Raw genomic sequence first — 20,500 nt, forward strand, 5'->3', positions numbered from 1 at the left:
CGTCCACGTCAGTCGTCGCCGTTCTGGTCGATATCCTGCGCTACCTTGGGCGCGCGCAGCAGCGCGTCGATATGACTACCCTCGTCGAAACTCTCGTCGGCGAGGAATTTGAGCTTGGCGGCATATTTGGTCTGGACGCGATGCGCGACCTCGCGCTGCAGATAGGCGGTGTTGGTCCTGAGCGCCTTCAGCACCGCGTCCTCGTCCTTGCCGAGGAGCGGCTTCACGAACACCGTCGCATGGCGCAGATCGGGCGACATGCGCACCTCGGTGATCGAGACGAGGTGGCTCGCCAGCGTGTCGTCGTGCACGTCGCCGCGTTGCAGGATCTCGCTCAGTACATGGCGCACCTGTTCGCCGACACGGAGCGTGCGGACGGATTTGTCGGGACTGGAATCGTTGTGGCGCATGACGTTGCCTCCGCCTGCGTCACCCCAGCGAAAGCTGGGGTCTCATGCCGCGGGCGCGATCGATATGGCACGGCCCGCGGCGCAAGATGCCAGCTTTCGCTGGCATGACGGTTGATCTTACAGCGTCCGCTCGCGCAGTTCGACCTCGAACGTTTCGAGGAAGTCGCCGGCCTTGATGTCGGTGAAGTTCTGCGTGAACGTCACACCGCATTCGAGCCCTGCGCGAACTTCGGCGACGTCGTCCTTGAAGCGCCGCAGGCTGGCGATCTCACCCTGATAGATGATGACATCCTCGCGCGTGATGCGCGCCTTGAGCGCCTTGCGGATGACACCGTCGACCACCAGCAGACCGGCCGCCTTGCCGTGCTTGCCGGCCGAGAAGACTTCGCGGATTTCGGCGCGGCCGACCACGGTCTCGAACGCTTCGGGACCAAGCTCGCCCGCCATGCCGGCGCGGATCTCGTCGATCAGGTCGTAGATCACGTCGTAATATTTCAACGCGACCTTCTGACGCTCGGCGATCTCGCGCGCCTTGGCATTGGCGCGCACGTTGAAGCCGATGATCGGCGCTCCGCTCGCACCCGCCAGGGTCACGTCGCTCTCGGTGATGCCGCCGACGCCCGAATGGAGCACGCGCGCCTTGATCTCGTCGGTCGAGATCTTGTTGACCGCACCGACGATCGCCTCGACCGTGCCCTGCGTATCCGCCTTGATGACCAGCGGATATTCGATCGCCTGGTTGGCCTTGAGCGCCGAGAACATGCTTTCCAGGCTGGCCGGCGCGTTGGTCGTGCGCTTGTCCTGGATGACGCCGGCGCGATAGGCCGCGACTTCGCGAGCCCGCGCCTCGTTCTCGACCACCTGGAGCGGATCGCCCGCCGAGGGCACACCCGAAATACCCAGAATCTCGACCGGCATCGACGGCCCGGCTTCCTTGATCTGCGCGCCCTTGTCGTTGACCAAAGCACGGACCTTGCCGCTCTCGGCGCCGGCGACGAACACGTCCCCGACCTTGAGCGTGCCGCGCGTGACGAGCACGGTCGCGACCGGGCCGCGGCCCTTGTCGAGCTTGGCCTCGATCACGGTACCTTCGGCGTCGCGGTCGGGATTGGCCTTGAGCTCCATCAGCTCGGCCTGGAGCTGGATCTTCTCGATCAGCTCGTCGAGCCCGGTCTTCTTGAGCGCCGAGACTTCGACGTCCTGGACGTCGCCGCCCATCTGTTCGACCACGACTTCGTGCTCGAGCAGCCGCTCGCGGATGCGCTGCGGATTGGCTTCGGGCTTGTCGACCTTGTTGATCGCGACGATCATCGGAACGCCGGCCGCCTTGGTGTGATGGATCGCCTCGATCGTCTGCGGCATCAGCCCGTCGTCCGCGGCCACCACCAGCACGACAATGTCGGTGACGTTGGCGCCCCGTGCGCGCATTTCGCTGAACGCCTCATGGCCCGGCGTGTCGAGGAAAGTGATCTTCGACTTGTCCTTAAGGGTGACCTGATAGGCGCCGATATGCTGGGTGATGCCGCCGGCCTCGCCGCGCACCACATCCGTACCGCGCAGCGCGTCGAGCAGGCTGGTCTTGCCGTGATCGACATGGCCCATGATCGTGACGACCGGGGGACGCGGCTTCAGCGTCTCGGGCGCATCTTCGACACTGTCGGTCGACAGATCGATGTCCGAATCGCTGACGCGGGTAATGTTGTGGCCGAATTCGGTGACCAGCAGCTCCGCGGTATCCTGATCGATCGTCTGGTTGACGGTGACCGGCATGCCCATCTTGAACAGCGACTTGACCAGGTCGGCGCCCTTTTCCGCCATGCGGTTGGCGAGTTCCTGGACGGTGATCGCGTCCGGCACGACGACGTCGCGGACTTGCTTCTCGCGCGGCGCGCCGCCGCCGAGGTGACGGCGATGTTCCTTTTCGCGCGCACGCTTGAGCGCGGCGAGCGAGCGGGCGCGGGCGCCCTCTTCGCCACCGAGCGCGCGGTTGACGGTCAGCTTGCCGCCACGGCGTTCCTCGCCCTTGCGGTCGCGTTGGCCGGGACGCGCGGGTTGCGACGTCTCGGCACCCCGACGCGGGGTCGCCTGGCCAGTACCGGTCGGCGCTGCACGCTGCGCGGGGGCGGCCGAAGACGAGCTCGACGACGCGGCCTGGGCCGGAGCCGGCGCGGGCGCCGGGGCAGGCTTGGGGATTTCGGGGCGCGCGACAGGGGTGAAGCGCCGCGGCGCCGGCAAGCTCGGATCGAGCTGCACTGCGATCGGCGCTGCTGGTGCAGGCGCGGGCGCAGGGACTGGCTTCGGCGCGGCGGGTGCCGCCGCGACGGCCGGGGCAGCCGGGGTCGGTGCAGGGGCAGGAGCCTCGACCGGTGCGGGCGCCGGGGGCGCCTCGGCAGCTTTGCTCTTTTCCTCGGCGCGACGCTTTTCTTCCTCGGCCGCGGCCTGGCGCTGCGCATCCTCGCGGCGGCGCGCATCCTCCAGCGCGTTCATGCGCTGTTCCTCGGCCTCGCGCAGCAATTGCGCCTGGCGCTCCTGCGGCGACAGCTGCGGCGCGGACGGTGCACGCGCGGCAGGTGCGGCCGGGGCAGGCGCCGGAGCCGGGGCGGGTGCTTCCTCGATGACCGGCGCCTCGGCATGGCCGCCGGCATTGGGGCCGAGCACGCGGCGGCGCTTGACCTCGACCACGACGGTGTTCGAGCGCCCGTGGCTGAAGCTCTGCTTCACCTTGCCGGTCTCGACCGTGCGCTTCAGCCCCAATGGCTGGCGCATTCCGAGTTTCGGCTTGTCGTTGTCGGTATCGCTCACTCAATATCCTCGTCGTTCTCGGCCGAACCGCTAGTGCTTCCAGCCGCCGCGGGAAGCGCCGATGCGCCCTGCGAGGCCGTTTCGCAAGGCTCGGTAGTCAAATCAGGGCCGATAAAGTGCCGCCAGCGGTCGAGCGCGTCACGCACGCGGACCGCGGCAGCGGGGTCGGTCACGGCGATATGTACCACATTTTCGCGGCCTAGTGCCAAGGACAATATGGTGCGCGGGAGGGGAAGTGCCAAGCCCTCTTCGCCCGAACCTTCGCGATCGCGCCCGACCCGCCACGCCTGGGCCAGCTTGCGCGCGCCGTCGGTACCCGCATCGGAGGCATGGAGCAACAGGTGGACGTGGCCCGACCGCGCCGCTTTCTCCACCCGTTCGGTGCCGTTGACGATCTTGCCCGCCTTCGATTCGAGACCGAGCCGGTCGAGGAAGGCGCGCTGCAACTGGTCGGCGATCAGCGTGCCGAGATCGGCGGGGATCGTCAGCGCGTTGGTCTTGAACGCCCGCGCCAGCGCGCCACGCAACTTGCCCTTGGCATTGGCCGCATCGAGCTCGCTTTGTGTCACCCCGATCCACGCCCCGCGCCCCGGCGCCTTGGCGCGGATATCGGGCAGCACCTGGCCGTCCGGCCCGAGCGCGAGACGGATCAACTCGCCCCGCGGCTCACGGTCGCCGGACAGGATGCAGCGGCGGACGGGGTCGGTCGAAGTTTTCATAGCGCCTCCCTTTCAAGGGAGGGGTTGGGGTGGGTGGCGAGCGTAGCGAGCCCCCCAAACGAGCAACGAAGAGCGCCGCCGGAGGCATCGAGCCTCCGCCGTCGCTGCACCCACCCCTTGCCCCTCCCTTGAAAGGGAGGGGTTGGAGTATGTGACGCTATCGGACGAGCGGGGTTATCATTGTGAGGGAACCGCATGCGCGTCTCCCTCGCTTTTGGGGGCATCGCGATCGGCGATCAGGATGCCGCCGGCGCCGTAATTCTCGGTCGAAACTTCCTCGATCACGATCTGCACCGCAGCCGGGCTCTTTCCCAGCCGCTCCACGAGCGACCGGGTGACGTCCGCCACGATGCCGGACTTCTGGTCCTTCGTGGCGGTGCCTGCGATGCGGATCGAGACGAAGGGCATCAGCCTTCTTCACCCTCCGCGGTCGCTTCGTCCTCGAACCAATGTGCGCGGGCAGCCATGATGATCTCGTTGCCCTGCTCTTCGGTCAGGCCATATTCGGCCAGCACGCCGCCCTTGTGCTCGGGGCGCTTGGGCGCGTCCTCGGCGCGGCGGCGCGGTTCCTGGCGCTTCTTCTCGACCAGTTCGTCGGTGGCGAGATCGGCGAGATCGTCGAGCGTCTTGATCCCCGCCTTGCCGAGCGTGACCAGCATCGCTTCGGTCATGTACGGCATGCCGGCAAGCGCGTCCTCGACGCCGAGCGCCTTGCGCTCCTCGCGATTGGCCTGTTCGCGGCGCTCGAGCGCTTCCTGCGCGCGACTCTGCAACTCCTGGCCGAGATCCTCGTCGAAGCCCTCGATCGTGGCGAGTTCGGCGAGGTCGACATAGGCGACCTCTTCGAGCGCGCCGAAGCCTTCGGCGACCAGCAGCTGGGCAAGCGTCTCGTCGACGTCGAGCTCGTTCTGGAACATTTCCGACCGCTCGACGAATTCGCGCTGGCGCTTCTCCGAGGCATCGGCCTCGGTCAGGATGTCGATCGCCTTGGCGGTCAGCTGGCTGGCGAGACGAACGTTCTGGCCGCGGCGGCCGATCGCCAGGCTGAGCTGGTCGTCCGGCACCACCACTTCGATCCGGTCCTCTTCCTCGTCGATCACGACGCGGCTGACCGATGCCGGCTGCAGCGCGTTGACGACGAAGGTCGCGGTGTCTTCCGACCAGGGGATGATGTCGATCTTCTCACCCTGCATTTCCTGGACGACTGCCTGGACGCGGCTGCCCTTCATGCCGACGCAGGCGCCGACCGGGTCGATCGACGAATCGTGGCTGATGACGCCGATCTTGGCGCGCGAGCCTGGGTCGCGGGCCGCGGCCTTGATCTCGATGATGCCGTCGTAGATTTCGGGCACTTCCTGCGCGAACAGCTTCTTCATGAAGTCGGGATGCGCGCGGCTGAGGAAGATCTGCGGCCCGCGATTCTCGCGGCGGACATTGAGGATCAGCGAGCGGATGCGGTCGTTGACGCGGACCACTTCGCGCGGGATCTGCTGGTCGCGGCGGATGACGCCCTCGGCGCGGCCCAGGTCGACGACGACATGGCCGAACTCGACGCGCTTGACCACGCCGGTGATGATCTCGCCCATCCGGTCCTTGAATTCTTCATACTGGCGCTCGCGCTCGGCGTCGCGGACCTTCTGGAAGATGACCTGCTTGGCGGCTTGCGCGGCGATACGGCCGAATTCGATCGGGGGCAGCGGATCGACGATGAAGTCGCCGACCTTGGCGTCCTTCTGCAGCTTCTGCGCGCCCTTCAAATCGACCTGCTTGAAATAGTCGTCGACCGCCTCGACCACTTCGACCACGCGCCACAAGCGCAGGTCGCCGGTATTCGGGTCGAGCTTGGCGCGAATGTCGTTCTCGGCGCCGTAGCGCGCACGGGCGGCGCGCTGGATGGCGTCTTCCATCGCCTCGATCACGATGCCGCGATCGATCATCTTCTCGCTCGCGACCGAATTCGCGATTGCGATCAGCTCGGCCCGGTTGGCGGTAACGGCGGTGGCCATCAGTTACTTTCCTCTGTCTCGAATTCTTCTGCGCCGTCGCTGGAAAGCGGCGCGGTTGCGGCAATCAATTTGTCGGTGATCAGCAATTTGGCGTCGGCGACCTGATCGAACCCGATCGTCATCGGCTGATGCTTGCGGACGTCGATCGTGATGCGGTCGCCGTCCACGCCGGCGAGATCGCCGGTCAGCTGCTTGCGGCCATCGACCGGCGCGGTCAGGTGGATGCGCGCCTCCTGCCCGATCCAGTTGGCGAAATCCTTGAGCCGCGTCAGCGGTCGATCGATCCCTGGCGACGACACTTCGAGGCGATAGGCGTCCTCGATCGGATCGACCCCCTGTTCCTCCAGGGCGTCGAACTTGTCGGAGATGCGGCGCGACAGATCGGCGCAATCGTCGATCGTCAGCTGGCCGGTCTCGGGCCGCTCGGCCATGACCTGCAGGGTCAGGTCCTCCTTGCCGCCGAACATCTTCACGCGCACGAGGTCGAAGCCGAGGGCCTTGGCCTCGGGCTCGATCAATTGCGTCAGTTGGGCGATGTCCGCCATGGAGTATCCGTGAAACAAGCAGGTTCGGCGCCGGGGAGCGGGAGCCCTCCGACCTCTTCACCTGGCGATGTAGAGATTGTGACGAGGATATAGTCCGGTCCACGCGCCGTGGCAAGCGGGCAACCCGATGCTATGCGAGGGCGTTGTCCCAGCGCCCTTCGCTCCGCTTCATAAAGGCATCGCCATGATCCGTCGCATCCTGTTGTTCGCCGGCCTGATCGCCACGGCCTGTTCGGCGCAGACAGGCGGCCAGGCCAACGGCCAGTCTGCCAAGACCAAGGGGGGCGTGCCGCGCAATTCGCCGCTCGAACCCGACATCAAGAACGTGCCCGCGACCACCGGACGCGCCAACATGCCGATCGCGCCGGCGCCGTTCACTATCACCGATATCGGCAGGTTCGACGCGCCGTTCGCGATGGCGTTCCTGCCCAACGACCAGGGGCTGCTCGTCACCGAGAAAACGGGGGTCCTCAAGCTGCGCCAACCCGACGGCAAGGTGGCGCAAATCGCCGGCGTTCCCAAGGTCGCCACAGGCGGCCAAGGCGGGCTGCTCGATGTCGCCGTCGCGCCGACCTATGTCGACAGTCATATCGTCTATCTGAGCTATGCCGAGCCGGGCGCGGCCGGAAGCCAGCTCGCGCTGGCCAAGGCGAAGCTCGACCTCAAGGGGCGCAAGCTCGACGATCTGTCGGTGATCTGGCGCTCGGGCTCGGCCGGGCCGGGCGGCCAATTCGGCTCGATCATCACCTTTTCGCCCGACGGCCAGTATCTGTTCCTGACCTCGGGCGAGCGCCAGCGCTTCACCCCGGCGCAAGACCCCAAACAGGCGCTCGGCAAGATCCTGCGGCTGACGCTCGACGGCAAGGCCGCGGTGGGCAATCCTATGTACGATATGGGCGGGGTCGAGGCGATGACCTGGACCAGCGGCCATCGCAATCCCTACGGCCTGGTGTTCGCGCCCGAGGGCCGGTTGTGGGAAGAGGAGATGGGCCCGCGCGGTGGCGATGAGCTCAACCTGATCCTGCCGGGCAAGAATTACGGCTGGCCGATCGTCTCCAACGGCGACAATTATTCGGGCCAGCCGATCCCCGATCATCCCAGCCGCCCCGATCTCGAAGCGCCCAAATTGTGGTGGAATCCGTCGATCTCGCCCGGCGGCATGATCTATTATTCAGGCAACATGTTTCCGGCCTATAAGGGCTCTTTGCTCATCGCGGCGATGTCGACGCCCGGGCTGATCCGCGTGACCGTGTCGGGCGATACCGCGACGCCGGCCGATTTCTGGGATTTCGGTACCCGCATCCGCGACGTGGCGCAGGCGCCCGATGGTTCGATCTGGCTGCTCGAGGATGGCGAACGCGGCGCCGGCGGTCGGTTGATGCGGCTGACGCCGAAAAGTTAGTACCGGCCGAACCTGCGGCAGCCTAACGCCGCACGATCAGATAGTTCATCCGCGCCGCGGCGATCGGCTTGGCGGGATCATCCTGCCAGGCGGTCGCCTCGACATTGGCGACGCGGGTGCCCAACCGGGTGACGATGCCGCGCGATCGCGTCGTCTTGTCGCGGCCGCCGCGCATGAAATCGACCGTCACGTTGATCGGCTTGATCTCGCCGCCGCCCTCTCCTTCCAGAGCGTCGTGCAGCGCGACGATCGCGGCCATTTCCATCAGGCCGCTGATCGCGCCGCCATGCAGGAAGCCGGGGCGCCCCAGCACGTCGTTGCCGAACGGCATGACCAGAACGGGCGCACCGTCGCCATCGCGCTCGGCAGTGAGGCCAAGCAATTGAGCATAAGGCGGCAGCCGGTCGATCATCGCGGATAGCCGTCGGGCGCCATGAACGTCCCCGCGACATGCGCGAGCGGATCGTCGGGGTCACCGTCATGCGCCTGGCCGCGGACGAACGCGATCGATCGCGTCAGCCGGTAGCATTCGCCGCGCCCGATCACCGTCTTGCCCGGGGTCGCGGGCCGCAGATAATCGACCCGCAGGTCGAGCGTCGCGTGCGCGACGAAGGCGTTGGCGCGCAGCCACACGCCGACGCTGGTCGCCATGTCCATCAGCGACAGGATCGGACCCGAGGCGATCACGCCGGTGTCGACATTGCCGATCAGCCGCTCGTCATAGGGCAGTTCGAGTTCGGCCCAGTCGGCCCCGTGCGCACGATAACTGGTGCCGAGCAGCCCGCCATGGCCGAGTCGGCTGGTGAGGAACCGCGCAGGGTCGAATTGGAAGCCGTGGCTCATCGGGCCGATGCCCTACACGTGCGGTCGCGCGGTGCAACTCCTTACGCTGGGGCTTGCCTTGTCGCCACGACCAGCTAGCCTTACTGACAACAATGTAAGGAGAGGACGGATGCATCCCAGCGTCCATGCGCGTGACAACGCCGACAAGCCGGCGCTGATCGTCGCCGAAACCGGCGAGACGTGGAGCTATGCCGAGCTCGATCGACGGTCGAACCGCGTCGCCCAGCTGTTCCGCGCGCGCGGTCTTTCGATCGGCGACACCGTCGCGATCTTCATGGACAATGTTCCCGAATATTTCGCGCTGACCTGGGGCGCGCAGCGGGCTGGGCTGTTCTATGTCTGCATCTCGTCGAAGCTGACCGCGCCCGAGGCCGACTACATCATCCGCGATTCGGATGCGAAACTGGTCGTTGCCTCGGCTGCGCTGATCGCGATCGCCGAACCGCTGGCCACGCTGATTCCCGATCTCGGCCGGCTGATGCTGGGCGGGACGGCGGCCGGCTGGGACAGCCTCGAGGATGCATTGGCGACGCAGCCGGATACGCCGATCGCCGACCAGCGTGCCGGCATCGACATGCTCTATTCGTCGGGCACGACCGGCCGGCCCAAGGGCGTGCGCGTTGCGTTGCCGGAGGATGCCGACATCGCCGCGGTCAACGTCCTGGCGATGCTGGCCCAGGGACTCTACGGCTTTGGTCCCGACACGATGTATCTCAGTCCGGCACCGATGTATCACGCCGCGCCGCTGCGCTGGTGCATGACCGTCCACCGACTCGGCGGCACCGTGATCATGATGCAGCATTTCGATCCGGTCGCGGCGCTGGCGCTGATCGAGAAATATCGCGTCAATGCCAGCCAGTGGGTGCCGACCCATTTCGTCCGCATGCTCAAGCTGCCCGAGGAAGACCGGCGTAAGTACGACGTGTCGAGCATGAAGGCCGCGATCCATGCCGCCGCGCCCTGCCCGATCCCGGTCAAGGAGGCGATGATCGAGTGGTGGGGGCCGGTCATCTACGAATATTATGCCGGGTCCGAGGGCAATGGCTTCACCTCGATCACGTCGGAACAATGGCTCGCGCACAAGGGCTCGGTCGGCAAGCCGGCTTATGGCATCGCTCATATCTGCGGTGAGGATGGCGAGGAATTGACGGCGGGGAGCGAAGGCCTGATCTATTTCGAGGGCGGCGGCCAGTTCGCCTATCACAACGATCCTGCCAAGACCGCCGAGGCATGCAACGCCAAGGGCTGGACAACACTCGGCGACATCGGGCGGTTGGATGCGGATGGCTACCTTTATCTGACCGACCGCAAGAGTTTCATGATCATTTCGGGCGGCGTGAACATCTACCCGCAGGAGATCGAGAACCGCATCATCACCCATCCCAAGGTGGCCGACGTCGCGGTGATCGGCGGGCCCGATCCCGATATGGGCGAGCGCGTGATCGCGGTGGTGCAACCCGCGGATATGGCCGATGCCGGGCCCGAGCTTGCCGCCGAGCTGACAGCGTGGTGCCGCGCCGAATTGTCCGGCGTGAAGACCCCGCGCCAGATCGACTTCGCCGCCGAATTGCCGCGCCACGCCACCGGCAAGCTCTACAAACGCTTGCTCCGCGATCGCTATTGGGGCGAGAGCGGTTCGAGGATTGTCTGATGCGCGTCGCCCCGGCGGAGGCCGGGGCCGCTTTGCGAGTCGAAGCGCGCGCGTGAAACCCAGCGGCCCCGGCCTCCGCCGGGGCGACGGAGCCCCATCATGAACGACCGCGTCACCATCAGCATCGCCGATCAGATCGCCGACGTCCGCCTCGCGCGGCCCGACAAGATGAACGCGATCGACCCGGCAATGTTCGAAGGCATCGGCGCGGCAATCGATTCGCTCGCGGAGCGAACCGACGTCCGTTGCGTGGTGCTGTCCGGCGAAGGCCGCGCGTTCTGCGCCGGGCTCGACATGACCAGCATGCAGGCAGGCGGCTCAGGCCTGTCGTCGCGAGCCCGCAACGACCAGGGCGCGATCCTGCCGCAGCATGTGTCCTGGGGCTGGCGCAACCTGCCGATGCCGGTGATCGCCGCCGTCCATGGCGTCGCTTTCGGTGGCGGCTTCCAGATCATCTCGGGCGCGGACATCCGCATCACCGCCCCGTCGACGCGCTTCGCGATCCGCGAGACGCATTGGGGCCTCGTGCCGGACATGGCAGGCTTCCCCTTGTGGCGCAGCCTGGTGCGCGACGATGTGCTGCGCGAACTGGTCTATACCGCCCGCGAATTCGATGCCCAGGAAGCCCTGGCGCACGGCTTCGTCACCCGCATCGCAGATGACCCGCACGCCGCGGCGATGGACCTGGCGCGCGAGATCGCCGGCCGCAGCCCGCATGCGATTCGCGGCGACAAGCGCCTGCTCAACATGATGCACGATGCCGACCCGGTGACGATGCTCGCCGCCGAGACCGAAGAGCAGGTCAAGGTGATCGGCAAGCCCAACATGATGGAAGCGGTCGCCGCCAATATGCAGAAGCGCGCCGCGGTGTTTCAGGACTGATCGCGGTGGAATTGCGTGTCAGGCCGACGGTGCGTGCCGATGCCCCCGCGCTGGCGGAACTTCTTAACGAGATTATCGCGGCGGGCGGGACCACCGCGTATGAGACGCCGTTCACACCCGAGAGCTTGGCCGAAGCCCATATCGACGGACCCCGCGTGATCACCAGCGTGATCGCCGAGGATCAGGAGGGCTGTGCGATTGGCTTCCAGATCCTGCTCGCCAACGACAAGCTGGGTTCCGATTGGGGCGATATCGGCACGTTTGCGCGCCGCGGATCGACTACGCGCGGGATCGGTTCGGCGCTGTTCGCCGCCACCAGGACCGCCGCGATCGCCGCCGGGCTGAAAGCGATCAACGCGACGATCCGCGCCGACAATGAAGGCGGCCTCACTTTCTACGCCAAGATGGGTTTCGTCGACTACGCTGTCGCGCGCGCCGTCCCGCTGGCCGACGGCAGCCCGGTCGACCGCATCTCGCGGCGCTACGACCTGATTTAACCTGGTTCGCGCACCAGCCATTTTTCGAGTTCGGCGCGGAAAGCCGGATCGGTTCTGTCGACCCCGATGCTGACGATCGTCACGTCGCATGTGGCGAGCGGCTTGCCCTCCTGTAGGGCCAAGCTCAGCGTCTGCCACGATCGCGTGCCGAGCCGCCCAATCCCGCTGGCGATCGTCATCTCGGCGGGAAAATTGCCCTCCCCCAGGTAATTGATCTCGACATTGGCGACGAGCCCGCGGTTGCGGCCCGGCCCCAAGGCGCTGAGCGTATGATAGAATCGCACCCGCGCCGTCTCGAACAGCGCCGCCCAGGCGACGTTGTTGATATGGCCGAGCACATCGAGATCCTGAAAGCGGGTCTGGATGACGTCATGGTGCGGATAGGCGGCCGGATCGAGCCGCCAGGGTGCAGGGCGAGGCATGGTCCGTCCTTGCCGACCGCCCTTGGACGAGTCGAGTCCCTTTGCCGGTATAACTTAGCGCATAGATGATATGTCGACCGGGTCGGATATGTGGAGTTCGTTGCCCGGTTATAACGATTTTGATTGCGCCCGGCTTCGAATCGGAGCCTTCCTCTCATAATCAATATTGGGGAGGTTACCATGAGTCGTGCCATGATCCTGGCAGCAGTAGGTGCAGCTTGTCTTACAGCAACTGTTTCTATCGCCAAGAAATATACCGATTACACGCCGCAAAAGGGCCTGTGGGAAGTCAACGCCATCGAAGTCGATCCCAATCACGTCGACGACTATTTGACCGGGCTCCGCAAGTCGCAAGTTCCCGGGTTCGAAGTGATGAAGGCCCACGGGATCATCGATTCCTACAAGTTCCTTGTGCGCAACGGCTACAACAAGGGCGCCCCGAGCGTCCTCATCATGACTCACTTCACCAGCGCCGCGATGCTCGAGCCCGATCAGGCGCGCGACCAAATGGTCGAAAAGGAGATCCTCGCCAAGTTCAGCGAGGAAGAGGGCAAGGTGGCGGTCGCCGGATACGAGAAGTACCGCACGTTCGTCGACGACGGCCTTTGGTCCGAGGTCACGATGGCGAAATAACGGGTATCGCCCCGGCTGGCGCGCGCCGTCCGGGGCAGTTGCCCTATGATCCGACTTGCCGATCCGGCCGCGCCGGGCAAGGTTGCCGGCATGAACGTCTCCGATGCCATCGTGGCGCGCCGATCGGTGCGCGGATTCCTCGACACGCCGGTCGATCCGGCCCTGCTTCACGACATAGCGGTGAAGGCCGCGCGCGCGGCCAGCGGGGGCAATATCCAGCCCTGGCATATCGACTTGGTGACCGGCGACGGCCTGACCGAGCTCAAGGCGATCGTGGCGGCCAAGCTAATGGCGGGCGAGACCGAGACTCCAGGCTACGACATCTATCCGAATGAGTTCGTCGCACCGTATCGCGCACGCACTTTCGCAGTGGGCGAGGCGATGTACGGCCACATCGGCATTCCGCGCGAGGACAAGGCGGCGCGGCGGATGTGGTTCGCACGCAATTTCCAGTTCTTCGGCGCCCCGGCGGCGTTGTTCTGCACGGTGGACCGGCGGATGGGCCCGCCGCAATGGTCGGACCTCGGCATGTATCTTCAGAACGTCATGCTGCTCGCGGTCGAGGCGGGGTTGGCGACCTGTCCGCAGGAATGCTGGGCGATGTATCCCGAAACGATCGAGCGCTTCCTCGGCACGCCCGCGGATCGCATGCTCTTTTGCGGCATGGCGATCGGATACGAGGATAAGGAAGACCCCGCCAACCGCCTGCGCACCGAGCGTGCGCCGGAAGAGGAATGGCTGAGTATTCGGAAATAGCGCCGCCAAAACCCTTCCCGCGAAGTCAGCCGCCCGCGACGATCCGCTGCAGCGCGGCGACATGATCGTCGAACACCTTGCGGCCGGCGCGCGTGAGGCTGGCCCAGGTGCGCTGACGGCCATCGAGCGCGGCCTTGCGCAGCGAGATGAACCCCGCATCGGACAAGGCCGCGAGGTGCTTCGACATCACCGAATCGCTGCTCGCGGTGATCTCTTTCAGCCGCGCGAATTCGGCTTCCTGCGCCTGCGCCAGCACCGCCATCACCTGGAGCCGCGCCGGCGCCTGAAGCAACGGCTCGAACCCGGCGATCGGGTTGAGGGCCTCAGGCACCGAGTTCACGGACGAACACTCGCTGCCAGATCGTGCTGCCGATATAGCCGATGACAAACGACGCCGCGGCAAGCGCCAGGCTGACCATCGGCTGGCCGCGGTCGAGCGCGAAATAGCAGCTCGCTGCATAGAGCAGCAGGATCAACGCCAACATCGGAAAGGTGACCAGCCGGGTCTTGCCGCGGCGATAGCCGTTAACGAACACGCCGAGCCGCCGTCGGTCCGACTGCACGACCAGCGCGATGCTGGCCAGAATCAACACGAGCAGGCCAAAACGCAGCGGCAGCGGAACCGCAGGTGTTGCGACCAATGCCGCCATCATCCCGGCAAATACCGCGTGGCGCCAGGGCGGGCACGCCGCAAGCCGCGCCAGATCCTGTTCGGCCGCGCCCTTTGCCATCAAGGCGAGGCGGGCCTGTTCCTCGATCGTGGTCATCATCGATTCCTCACTTTCCAATGTGGAAAGAGATATGCGTCACTTTCCGGATTGGCAAGTTAAAACTTTCCATGTTGGAAAATGATGGCGAGGCCATATTCCCCTCCCGCCTGCGGGAGGGGTTAGGGGGCGGGCATGCTCGATCGACTCCGAGCATGACACGCCCTCCCCCAGCCCCTCCCGCAAGCGGGAGGGGAGTTGTGATACCTGGCATCGCCAGCGAAGACCCTTGCCCGGTTGACGTCACCCGTCCACAGAGACCGCATGACAGATCGCCCGGCCGCCCCGTCTATTTTGCGGGAGTCGAATCTCCTGGATGCCTTGCGCGAGGGCGAGCGCGCGATCCGGCGCGGTGAGTTCCTCACCCATGACCGGATGGTCGCCGAGATCGACCACTGGAAGCAATCGAGGAGGGCAGCCCGCTGATGGCGGGAGCATTGCGCGTCGGGCTGTTGGGGGGGTCGTTCAACCCCGCGCATTCGGGGCATCGGGCGATCAGCCTGGCGGCGATCAAGACGCTCGGGCTCGATGAGGTCTGGTGGCTGGTGTCGCCCGGCAACCCCTTGAAGGACAAGGCGACCGACATGGCGCCGTTCGCGGTGCGCTTCGCCTCGGCTCGCGCAATGGCCGGGCATGCGCCGATCCGGGTTACCGCTATCGAGCAGCGGCTGGGGACGCGCTACACGGTCGATACCCTGACTAAGCTGCAGCGTCTCTATTCGCGGATCGACTTCATCTGGTTGATGGGCGAGGACAATCTGATCAATTTCGACCAGTGGAAGGGTTGGCGCCATATAGCGAAATCGATCCCGATTGCGGTTATCGCTCGGCCGGGCTATGATCATGCTGCCCAGGCGGTGCCCGCTATGGGTTGGTTGCGGCGCTTTTTCCGGCCCGTACACCAGGCGAAGAACTGGACGACGTGGAGATTGCCAGCCCTCGTGCTGCTTCGTTTCCGCCCTGACTCCACCTCAGCCACCAGGCTGCGTTTGGCCGATCCGGCCTGGCAGCGCCGTTTTCTTCGTCGATCCAACGACACTGACCCTCCTTCCTCCGCACCATAGGACCCACATTGGCCACTAACCCGCATGCGTACCGCTCGTCCGACCCTCAAGGGGCCGAGGCGTTGCACCAGCTTGTCCTGTCCAGCCTGGACGACGACCAGGCGGTCGACACGATCTCGATACCGCTCGCCGGCAAGTCGTCGATCGCCGATCACATGGTGATCGCCAGCGGCCGTTCGACGCGCCAGGTCGCGTCGATGGCGCAGAAGCTCGCCGAGCGGATCAAGGCCGAGACCGGCCGCGGCCCGCGGATCGAGGGCCTGCCGACCGCCGACTGGGTGCTGATCGACGCCGGCGACGTGATCGTCCACCTGTTCCGCCCCGAAGTGCGGACGTTCTATAATCTCGAGCGGATGTGGGCGTTCGGCGACGGGCCGTCGGGTTCGTCGCACTGATCGATAAGCAGCGGGGTGATTGAGCCTCTGCTGTCGTCACCCCGGACTTGTTCCGGGGTCCAACCCTCCACAGCGGAATCCGTCCGTGGTTGCACGTTGGATGCTGGAACAAGTCCGGCATGACGGGAAGGACTTAGACCCATGCTCCTCCACATCGTCGCGCGGGGGCGGATCGGAAGGAGCCCCGAGGCGGAGCTGGTCGACCGTTACCTCAAGCGCGTCAGCTTCCCGACGCGCGTGACCGAATTGCCCGATACCGGCGGCAAGATGCCGGCGATCGAACCGCAGACGCGCATCGTCATGCTCGATGAAACTGGCGACACGCCAGGATCGATCGCGTTCGCCGGCAAATTGGGTAAATGGCGCGACGACGGCGTGCGCGAAATCCGCTTCCTGATCGGCGCGGCGGACGGCTTTTCTGCCGAGGAGCGCAAGGCCGCCGACTGGCTGGTGTCGTTCGGTCGGCTGACCTGGCCGCATATGCTGGCGCGGGCGATGCTGGCCGAGCAATTGTGGCGCGCGAGCTCGATCCTTGCCAACCATCCCTATCATCGCGAAGGGTAGCGCGATGCGCGCCGCCTGGACCCTTGCCCTGCTCCCGATCGCCGCCGCGTTCGCCGCGAGCCAGGGCAACGCCCAATCCGATCTGGCCGACCAGCAGCGCCGCTTGCTCTCCGCGCGGGCGCAGTCCGCCGCCGCCGCCGAGCGCGCCGCGAAACTCGACGCCGCGGCCAAGGCTGAGCAGGATGAAGCCGCCAAAGCGCGCGCCGAGGAACAAGCGATGGGCGCGCGGATCCAGCAGGCACAGGCCGATATCGCCGCGGCAAGCGCGCGGGTGACGTTGGTCGATCGGCTGCTCGGCGAGCAACAGGCACGACTCGCGACGCAACAAGGGCCGATCGCGCGGCTGATCGCGGCATTGTGCTCGCTGGCGCAGCGTCCCGACGCGGTCAGCGTGATGCAGCCGGGATCGGTCGCCGACCTGGTTCATGTCCGCGCGGTGATCGGCAGTACGCTTCCGCTGGTGCAAGCACGCACGGCCGGGCTGCGCGCCGACCTGGACAATACGCGCCGGCTGCGCGCCGACGCCGCGCTCGCCGCGCGCAGCCTGACCGAAGGTCGCCGCCGGCTGGAGAGCAACCGTATCGCGCTGGCCCGGCTGGAGGCCGAACATCGCTTGAAGTCGCAGGACCTCAGCCGTTCGGCGCTGGCCGAAAGCGACCGCGCGATCGGATTGGGCGAACGCGCCCGCGACCTGGTCGACACGATGCAAGTGACGACCGATGCGGCTGCGACCGCACGCGCACTGTCGGCGCTGCCGGGGCCCTTGCCCCGCCCCGGCGACGGCACCGCACCCGCATTGTCGTGGACCGCCGCCAGCGCACCCTATCGCGTACCGGTTACCGGCACTCTGGTCACGGGATTCGGCGAAGTGTCGCTCGACGCCGGCGTTACCTCGCGCGGGCTGACCTGGGCAGTGCCGGGTGGTGCCGACATCGTGGCACCCGCCGCCGGCAAGATCGTGTTCGCGGGCCCGTTCCGCGATTATGGCAATATCGTCGTGATCGACCATGGCGGGGGTTGGAGCACGGTCCTGATCGGACTGGGCACGCTGACGGTCGCAACCGGCGGGCAGGTCGGGCAGGGCGCAGTGCTGGGCGCGGCGCCGCCCGGCGACGATCGCCGGGTGACCGCCGAATTGCGCCGCAAGGGCCGTCCGATCGATCCAGCGCCCCTGACTGGCTAGGCCGATCGAATATCGCTACATGACGGACGAGTTGAGCAAGATCGGAACGCAGTAACCCCATGGCCCGTGCTATTACCTGGCTCCAGGCGACCGCCATCGCCGGCGCCATCGCCCTCGTCCCCACCGCGACCGCGGCGATGGCGGCAGCCGATGGCGACACGTATCGCGAGATCGACCGGTTCATGGAGGTCTTCAATCAGGTCAAGAAGTCCTATGTCGACAAGGTCGACGACAAGACGCTGATCCGCGGCGCGATCGACGGCATGCTCAACAGCCTGGACCCGCATTCGTCCTACATGGACGCGGTCGATTTTCAGAACATGAAGATCCTGACCGAGGGCAATTATGGCGGCCTGGGCCTGTCGGTCACGATGCAGGACGGCGCGGTCAAGGTCATCGCACCGCAGGAAGACACCCCGGCCTTCCGCGCCGGGATCAAGGCCGGCGATTACATCACGCATATCGACGGTCAGCTGATCTATGGCGAGACGCTGGACGAGGCGATCACCGCGATGCGCGGCAAGCCCGGCACCAAGATCGCGCTGACCCTGGTCCGCCCGGGCCGCGACAAGCCGATCGACGTCAGCCTGGTCCGGGAAGTGATCGTACAGAAACCCGTCAAGTGGGAAGTCAAGGACGGCATCGGCTATATCAACATCAACACTTTCTCCGAGAATACCGGCGCCGACGTCCGCTCGGCGATTTCGAGCATCGACAAGTCGCTGGGGCACAAGCCGCTCGGCTATGTCGTCGACTTGCGCGACAATGGCGGCGGGTTGCTGAGCCAGGCGATCGAGGTGTCCGACGCGTTCCTGTCCTATGGCGAGATCGTCAGCCAGCGCGGCCGCGACGCCGCGGATATCGAGCGCTATTACGCCAAGCCGGGCGACCTGGCGAACGGCCTGCCGGTGATCGTGCTGACAAACGCCGGAACCGCCTCGGCGTCCGAAATCGTCGCCGGCGCGCTGCAGGATCATCACCGCGCGCTGATCATGGGCGAGCGCAGCTTCGGCAAGGGGTCGGTGCAGACCCTGCTCCAGCTCGACGACACCAGCGCGCTGAGACTCACCACCGCACGCTATTACACGCCGTCTGGCCGATCGGTGCAGGAAGGCGGCATCCGTCCCGACATCGCCGTGCCGCAGATTTCGGATCCCGATTACAAGTCGCGTCCGATCTTCCGCGAAGCCGATCTGCGCAAGCATCTGGTCAACGAGGTCAAGGCCGACAACGCCATCCTGGAAGAGGATACCAAGACCGATCCGCGCTTCGCCGCGACACCGGAGGAATTGAAGAAGAAGGGCGTGACCGACTTCCAGCTCTGGTACGCGCTGCAGACGATCGGACGGCTGGCCAAGGTGCCGGCCGTGACCACCGCGGCGGCGACGCCGAAAAAGCATTGAGGGCGCGATGACCTCGTTCCAGAAAGCCCGCGCTTTGGCCCTGCTGGTCCCCGCGGCGTTGCTCGCCGGCGCCTGGGGATTCCAGCTGATCGGGCACCTTTACCCGTGCGAGATGTGTCATTGGCAGCGCTGGCCGCATTACGCCGCGCTGCCGATCGCTTTGCTGGCGTTCGTGCCGGGATTGCCGCAGCGGCCGCTGGTCGTGCTGGCGGCGATCGCGATCGCGATCAGCGGCGTGATCGGCGTCGCGCATGCCGGGGTCGAATATCATTGGTGGCAGGGCTTCACGCCGTGCACCTCGACCTTCAGCAGCGGCGGCGACACGCTGAGCGCGATCATGAACGCGCCGGTGGTGCGCTGCGATGCGCCGCAATGGACCTTTGCGGGAGTTTCGCTGGCGGGATTCAACGCGGTGATCTCGCTCGGCGGCGCGCTGATCATCCTGTTCCTGCTGACTCGTCGGAGCCGCGCGGCATGAAGCGCTGGCGCCCCGGCGATCCCCAGCCACGGACCGACTCGATGATTCGGGTCGACCAGGCCGGCGAATATGGCGCGACGCGTATCTATGCCGGGCAATTGGCGATCATGGGCGACCGCACGCCGGTCGCGCGTGAGATCGCCGGCATGGCGCGGCAGGAGGAACGCCATCGTGCGTTCTTCGACACAATGATCGCCGAGCGCGGGGTGCGGCCCACCCTGCTCCAGCCCTTCTGGACCGTTGCCGGCTTCGCGCTGGGCGCGGCGACCGCGGCGATCGGCCCCGAAGCCGCGATGGCCTGCACCGCGGCGGTCGAAACCGAGATCGACAAACATTATTCAGAACAGCTTCAGCAACTGGGCGATAGCGATCCCGCATTGTCGGCGGCGATCGCGGAATTCCAGGCCGAGGAGGTCGAACATCGCGAGACCGCGCTGGCGCACGGTGCGGAATCGGCTCCGGCCTATCCGCTGATGTCGGCGCTGATCCGGCTCGGCTGCCGGGTAGCGATCGCAACCGCCAAGCGTTTCTAGGCGCCGGCGGGAGGAGGAGACGAGGATGCGTATCATTGCCCTGGGCCTGCTGGCCGCGACGACCGTCGCGATGCCTGCCACCGCACAGGTGGCCGGTCCGGGCGTGCCGCCGCCGCCCAAGCCGACCACACCCGGCCCGGTGTCGCGCAACGCGCCGGTCAACGGCGTGCTGGTGCTCTATGGCAACGAACAATGTCCGACCGACCGCGACGGCAACGAAATCGTCGTCTGCACGCGCCGCGACGCCGCCGAACAATATCGCGTTCCCAAGGAATTGCGCAATTTCAAGATCACGCCCGAAAATCAGAGCTGGGCGTTGCGTGCGCAAGGCACGCTCGACACCGGCGCGTCGGGGATCGGCTCCTGCTCGGCAATCGGCCCGGGCGGATCGCTCGGCTGCTCGCAGCAGCAGTTCAAGGAATCGAAGCAGTTCAACAAGGACCGCAAGGCCGCCGAGGAAGAGGGGAAGTAGGCCCAGGTAGCGCCGGCGGCCGGGTCCGGCTGTAGGCCCTTGAATCGGGCCGACGCTGCGTTGCATTGCTCAA

26 protein-coding genes are annotated in these 20,500 nt (G+C 66.2%); 15 read left to right on the forward strand and 11 right to left on the reverse strand.

The genetic code is table 11. The features are described 5' to 3' along the window. Positions 1 to 8 precede the first annotated feature (8 nt). The 6 genes from rbfA to rimP all read right to left on the reverse strand — a co-directional run bounded on the left by rbfA (position 9) and on the right by rimP (position 6,482). Positions 9 to 410, reverse strand: a complete 402-nt coding sequence (gene rbfA, locus SPR01S_RS14730; protein ID WP_066590627.1) for a 30S ribosome-binding factor RbfA — start codon at positions 408 to 410, stop codon at positions 9 to 11. 117 nt (positions 411 to 527) lie between these two features. After that, entirely contained in the window at positions 528 to 3,212 is a 2,685-nt protein-coding gene (gene infB, locus SPR01S_RS14735; protein ID WP_084251211.1) for a translation initiation factor IF-2, read from the reverse strand. Continuing rightward, positions 3,209 to 3,931 carry a DUF448 domain-containing protein gene (locus tag SPR01S_RS14740; RefSeq protein ID WP_066590629.1) on the reverse strand — a complete coding sequence of 241 codons (723 nt, stop codon included), beginning with the start codon at positions 3,929 to 3,931 and terminating at the stop codon, positions 3,209 to 3,211. The genes infB and SPR01S_RS14740 overlap by 4 nt, the downstream gene beginning before the upstream one ends. A 177-nt stretch (positions 3,932 to 4,108) precedes the next feature. Further along, entirely contained in the window at positions 4,109 to 4,339 is a 231-nt protein-coding gene (locus tag SPR01S_RS14745; RefSeq protein WP_066590631.1) for a tautomerase family protein, read from the reverse strand. Continuing rightward, positions 4,339 to 5,937 (reverse strand): transcription termination factor NusA, encoded by a 1,599-nt coding sequence (gene nusA / locus SPR01S_RS14750; protein ID WP_066590636.1) that lies wholly within the window; start codon positions 5,935 to 5,937, stop codon positions 4,339 to 4,341. Before nusA ends, SPR01S_RS14745 begins: the two co-directional genes overlap by 1 nt. After that, entirely contained in the window at positions 5,937 to 6,482 is a 546-nt protein-coding gene (gene rimP, locus SPR01S_RS14755; RefSeq protein ID WP_066590637.1) for a ribosome maturation protein RimP, read from the reverse strand. Before rimP ends, nusA begins: the two co-directional genes overlap by 1 nt. A gap of 184 nt (positions 6,483 to 6,666) precedes the next feature. Here rimP and SPR01S_RS14760 point away from each other — a divergent pair, with 184 nt between their 5' ends. After that, positions 6,667 to 7,884 (forward strand): PQQ-dependent sugar dehydrogenase, encoded by a 1,218-nt coding sequence (locus SPR01S_RS14760; protein WP_066590638.1) that lies wholly within the window; start codon positions 6,667 to 6,669, stop codon positions 7,882 to 7,884. A gap of 22 nt (positions 7,885 to 7,906) precedes the next feature. Here SPR01S_RS14760 and SPR01S_RS14765 read toward each other — a convergent pair whose 3' ends face one another. Then, positions 7,907 to 8,296 carry a PaaI family thioesterase gene (locus SPR01S_RS14765; protein WP_066590644.1) on the reverse strand — a complete coding sequence of 130 codons (390 nt, stop codon included), beginning with the start codon at positions 8,294 to 8,296 and terminating at the stop codon, positions 7,907 to 7,909. After that, positions 8,293 to 8,727, reverse strand: coding sequence for a PaaI family thioesterase (locus SPR01S_RS14770; RefSeq protein WP_066590645.1), 435 nt, complete (start codon positions 8,725 to 8,727; stop codon positions 8,293 to 8,295). The genes SPR01S_RS14765 and SPR01S_RS14770 overlap by 4 nt, the downstream gene beginning before the upstream one ends. 109 nt (positions 8,728 to 8,836) lie before the next feature. Between SPR01S_RS14770 and SPR01S_RS14775 the strand changes: the two genes are divergently transcribed. The 3 genes from SPR01S_RS14775 to SPR01S_RS14785 all read left to right on the forward strand — a co-directional run bounded on the left by SPR01S_RS14775 (position 8,837) and on the right by SPR01S_RS14785 (position 11,757). Further along, on the forward strand, positions 8,837 to 10,378 hold the full coding sequence (locus SPR01S_RS14775) for an acyl-CoA synthetase (protein WP_066590648.1): 1,542 nt from the start codon (positions 8,837 to 8,839) through the stop codon (positions 10,376 to 10,378). 99 nt (positions 10,379 to 10,477) lie between these two features. Continuing rightward, complete coding sequence (locus SPR01S_RS14780) at positions 10,478 to 11,260, forward strand: crotonase/enoyl-CoA hydratase family protein (protein WP_066590650.1); 783 nt, start codon at positions 10,478 to 10,480, stop codon at positions 11,258 to 11,260. Between the two features lie 5 nt (positions 11,261 to 11,265). Next, the gene (locus tag SPR01S_RS14785) at positions 11,266 to 11,757 is read left to right on the forward strand and encodes a GNAT family N-acetyltransferase (protein ID WP_245662029.1); all 492 of its coding nucleotides are present in this window, start codon (positions 11,266 to 11,268) and stop codon (positions 11,755 to 11,757) included. Here SPR01S_RS14785 and SPR01S_RS14790 read toward each other — a convergent pair. After that, positions 11,754 to 12,179, reverse strand: coding sequence for an acyl-CoA thioesterase (locus SPR01S_RS14790; protein WP_066590656.1), 426 nt, complete (start codon positions 12,177 to 12,179; stop codon positions 11,754 to 11,756). The genes SPR01S_RS14785 and SPR01S_RS14790 overlap by 4 nt on opposite strands. A 180-nt stretch (positions 12,180 to 12,359) precedes the next feature. On the opposite strand from SPR01S_RS14790, the gene SPR01S_RS14795 reads away from it, so the two are divergent. Further along, positions 12,360 to 12,812 (forward strand): hypothetical protein, encoded by a 453-nt coding sequence (locus SPR01S_RS14795; protein WP_157082277.1) that lies wholly within the window; start codon positions 12,360 to 12,362, stop codon positions 12,810 to 12,812. A 90-nt stretch (positions 12,813 to 12,902) separates the two neighbouring features. After that, entirely contained in the window at positions 12,903 to 13,568 is a 666-nt protein-coding gene (locus tag SPR01S_RS14800) for a nitroreductase (RefSeq protein ID WP_066590677.1), read from the forward strand. A 25-nt stretch (positions 13,569 to 13,593) separates the two neighbouring features. Here SPR01S_RS14800 and SPR01S_RS14805 read toward each other — a convergent pair whose 3' ends face one another. After that, a complete protein-coding gene (locus SPR01S_RS14805) occupies positions 13,594 to 13,908 on the reverse strand; it encodes a transcriptional regulator (RefSeq protein WP_245662030.1) in 315 nt (104 codons plus the stop codon). Next, a complete protein-coding gene (locus tag SPR01S_RS14810; protein ID WP_245662031.1) occupies positions 13,892 to 14,335 on the reverse strand; it encodes a hypothetical protein in 444 nt (147 codons plus the stop codon). The genes SPR01S_RS14805 and SPR01S_RS14810 overlap by 17 nt, the downstream gene beginning before the upstream one ends. A gap of 264 nt (positions 14,336 to 14,599) precedes the next feature. Between SPR01S_RS14810 and SPR01S_RS21655 the strand changes: the two genes are divergently transcribed. The 9 genes from SPR01S_RS21655 to SPR01S_RS14850 all read left to right on the forward strand — a co-directional run bounded on the left by SPR01S_RS21655 (position 14,600) and on the right by SPR01S_RS14850 (position 20,427). After that, entirely contained in the window at positions 14,600 to 14,761 is a 162-nt protein-coding gene (locus tag SPR01S_RS21655) for a hypothetical protein (RefSeq protein ID WP_157082278.1), read from the forward strand. After that, entirely contained in the window at positions 14,761 to 15,399 is a 639-nt protein-coding gene (locus SPR01S_RS14815) for a nicotinate-nucleotide adenylyltransferase (RefSeq protein ID WP_174531900.1), read from the forward strand. The genes SPR01S_RS21655 and SPR01S_RS14815 overlap by 1 nt, the downstream gene beginning before the upstream one ends. 8 nt (positions 15,400 to 15,407) lie before the next feature. Further along, entirely contained in the window at positions 15,408 to 15,794 is a 387-nt protein-coding gene (rsfS, locus tag SPR01S_RS14820) for a ribosome silencing factor (RefSeq protein ID WP_066590661.1), read from the forward strand. A 141-nt stretch (positions 15,795 to 15,935) separates the two neighbouring features. After that, positions 15,936 to 16,358, forward strand: a complete 423-nt coding sequence (locus SPR01S_RS14825) for a 23S rRNA (pseudouridine(1915)-N(3))-methyltransferase RlmH (RefSeq protein WP_066590662.1) — start codon at positions 15,936 to 15,938, stop codon at positions 16,356 to 16,358. Positions 16,359 to 16,362: 4 nt separating this feature from the next. Then, positions 16,363 to 17,541: a murein hydrolase activator EnvC family protein gene (locus tag SPR01S_RS14830; RefSeq protein WP_066590663.1), complete on the forward strand. Its 1,179-nt coding sequence runs from the start codon at positions 16,363 to 16,365 to the stop codon at positions 17,539 to 17,541. 59 nt (positions 17,542 to 17,600) lie between these two features. Beyond that, positions 17,601 to 18,944, forward strand: a complete 1,344-nt coding sequence (locus tag SPR01S_RS14835) for a S41 family peptidase (protein WP_066590664.1) — start codon at positions 17,601 to 17,603, stop codon at positions 18,942 to 18,944. Between the two features lie 7 nt (positions 18,945 to 18,951). Beyond that, on the forward strand, positions 18,952 to 19,422 hold the full coding sequence (locus SPR01S_RS14840; RefSeq protein WP_066590665.1) for a disulfide bond formation protein B: 471 nt from the start codon (positions 18,952 to 18,954) through the stop codon (positions 19,420 to 19,422). Continuing rightward, a complete protein-coding gene (locus SPR01S_RS14845; protein WP_066590666.1) occupies positions 19,419 to 19,955 on the forward strand; it encodes a demethoxyubiquinone hydroxylase family protein in 537 nt (178 codons plus the stop codon). The genes SPR01S_RS14840 and SPR01S_RS14845 overlap by 4 nt, the downstream gene beginning before the upstream one ends. Before the next feature lie 25 nt (positions 19,956 to 19,980). Continuing rightward, complete coding sequence (locus SPR01S_RS14850; RefSeq protein WP_066590667.1) at positions 19,981 to 20,427, forward strand: hypothetical protein; 447 nt, start codon at positions 19,981 to 19,983, stop codon at positions 20,425 to 20,427. The last annotated feature ends 73 nt before the right edge of the window (positions 20,428 to 20,500 follow it).

This window comes from Sphingomonas pruni NBRC 15498, assembly GCF_001598455.1.
Taxonomy (GTDB): domain Bacteria; phylum Pseudomonadota; class Alphaproteobacteria; order Sphingomonadales; family Sphingomonadaceae; genus Sphingomonas; species Sphingomonas pruni.

Bases quoted from the DNA above. Each gene is read 5' to 3' on its own strand.
- SPR01S_RS14815 (WP_174531900.1), top strand. From the start codon at position 14,761: ATGGCGGGAGCATTGCGCGTCGGGCTGTTGGGGGGGTCGTTCAACCCC.
- SPR01S_RS14845 (WP_066590666.1), top strand. From the start codon at position 19,419: ATGAAGCGCTGGCGCCCCGGCGATCCCCAGCCACGGACCGACTCGATG.
- SPR01S_RS14790 (WP_066590656.1), bottom strand. From the start codon at position 12,179: ATGCCTCGCCCTGCACCCTGGCGGCTCGATCCGGCCGCCTATCCGCAC.
- SPR01S_RS14770 (WP_066590645.1), bottom strand. From the start codon at position 8,727: ATGAGCCACGGCTTCCAATTCGACCCTGCGCGGTTCCTCACCAGCCGA.
- SPR01S_RS14780 (WP_066590650.1), top strand. From the start codon at position 10,478: ATGAACGACCGCGTCACCATCAGCATCGCCGATCAGATCGCCGACGTC.
- SPR01S_RS14745 (WP_066590631.1), bottom strand. From the start codon at position 4,339: ATGCCCTTCGTCTCGATCCGCATCGCAGGCACCGCCACGAAGGACCAG.
- rimP (WP_066590637.1), bottom strand. From the start codon at position 6,482: ATGGCGGACATCGCCCAACTGACGCAATTGATCGAGCCCGAGGCCAAG.
- SPR01S_RS21655 (WP_157082278.1), top strand. From the start codon at position 14,600: ATGACAGATCGCCCGGCCGCCCCGTCTATTTTGCGGGAGTCGAATCTC.
- SPR01S_RS14825 (WP_066590662.1), top strand. From the start codon at position 15,936: ATGCTCCTCCACATCGTCGCGCGGGGGCGGATCGGAAGGAGCCCCGAG.
- SPR01S_RS14840 (WP_066590665.1), top strand. From the start codon at position 18,952: ATGACCTCGTTCCAGAAAGCCCGCGCTTTGGCCCTGCTGGTCCCCGCG.
- SPR01S_RS14835 (WP_066590664.1), top strand. From the start codon at position 17,601: ATGGCCCGTGCTATTACCTGGCTCCAGGCGACCGCCATCGCCGGCGCC.
- nusA (WP_066590636.1), bottom strand. From the start codon at position 5,937: ATGGCCACCGCCGTTACCGCCAACCGGGCCGAGCTGATCGCAATCGCG.
- SPR01S_RS14800 (WP_066590677.1), top strand. From the start codon at position 12,903: ATGAACGTCTCCGATGCCATCGTGGCGCGCCGATCGGTGCGCGGATTC.
- SPR01S_RS14795 (WP_157082277.1), top strand. From the start codon at position 12,360: ATGAGTCGTGCCATGATCCTGGCAGCAGTAGGTGCAGCTTGTCTTACA.
- SPR01S_RS14740 (WP_066590629.1), bottom strand. From the start codon at position 3,931: ATGAAAACTTCGACCGACCCCGTCCGCCGCTGCATCCTGTCCGGCGAC.
- SPR01S_RS14760 (WP_066590638.1), top strand. From the start codon at position 6,667: ATGATCCGTCGCATCCTGTTGTTCGCCGGCCTGATCGCCACGGCCTGT.
- SPR01S_RS14830 (WP_066590663.1), top strand. From the start codon at position 16,363: ATGCGCGCCGCCTGGACCCTTGCCCTGCTCCCGATCGCCGCCGCGTTC.
- SPR01S_RS14810 (WP_245662031.1), bottom strand. From the start codon at position 14,335: ATGACCACGATCGAGGAACAGGCCCGCCTCGCCTTGATGGCAAAGGGC.
- SPR01S_RS14775 (WP_066590648.1), top strand. From the start codon at position 8,837: ATGCATCCCAGCGTCCATGCGCGTGACAACGCCGACAAGCCGGCGCTG.
- SPR01S_RS14850 (WP_066590667.1), top strand. From the start codon at position 19,981: ATGCGTATCATTGCCCTGGGCCTGCTGGCCGCGACGACCGTCGCGATG.
- rbfA (WP_066590627.1), bottom strand. From the start codon at position 410: ATGCGCCACAACGATTCCAGTCCCGACAAATCCGTCCGCACGCTCCGT.
- SPR01S_RS14765 (WP_066590644.1), bottom strand. From the start codon at position 8,296: ATGATCGACCGGCTGCCGCCTTATGCTCAATTGCTTGGCCTCACTGCC.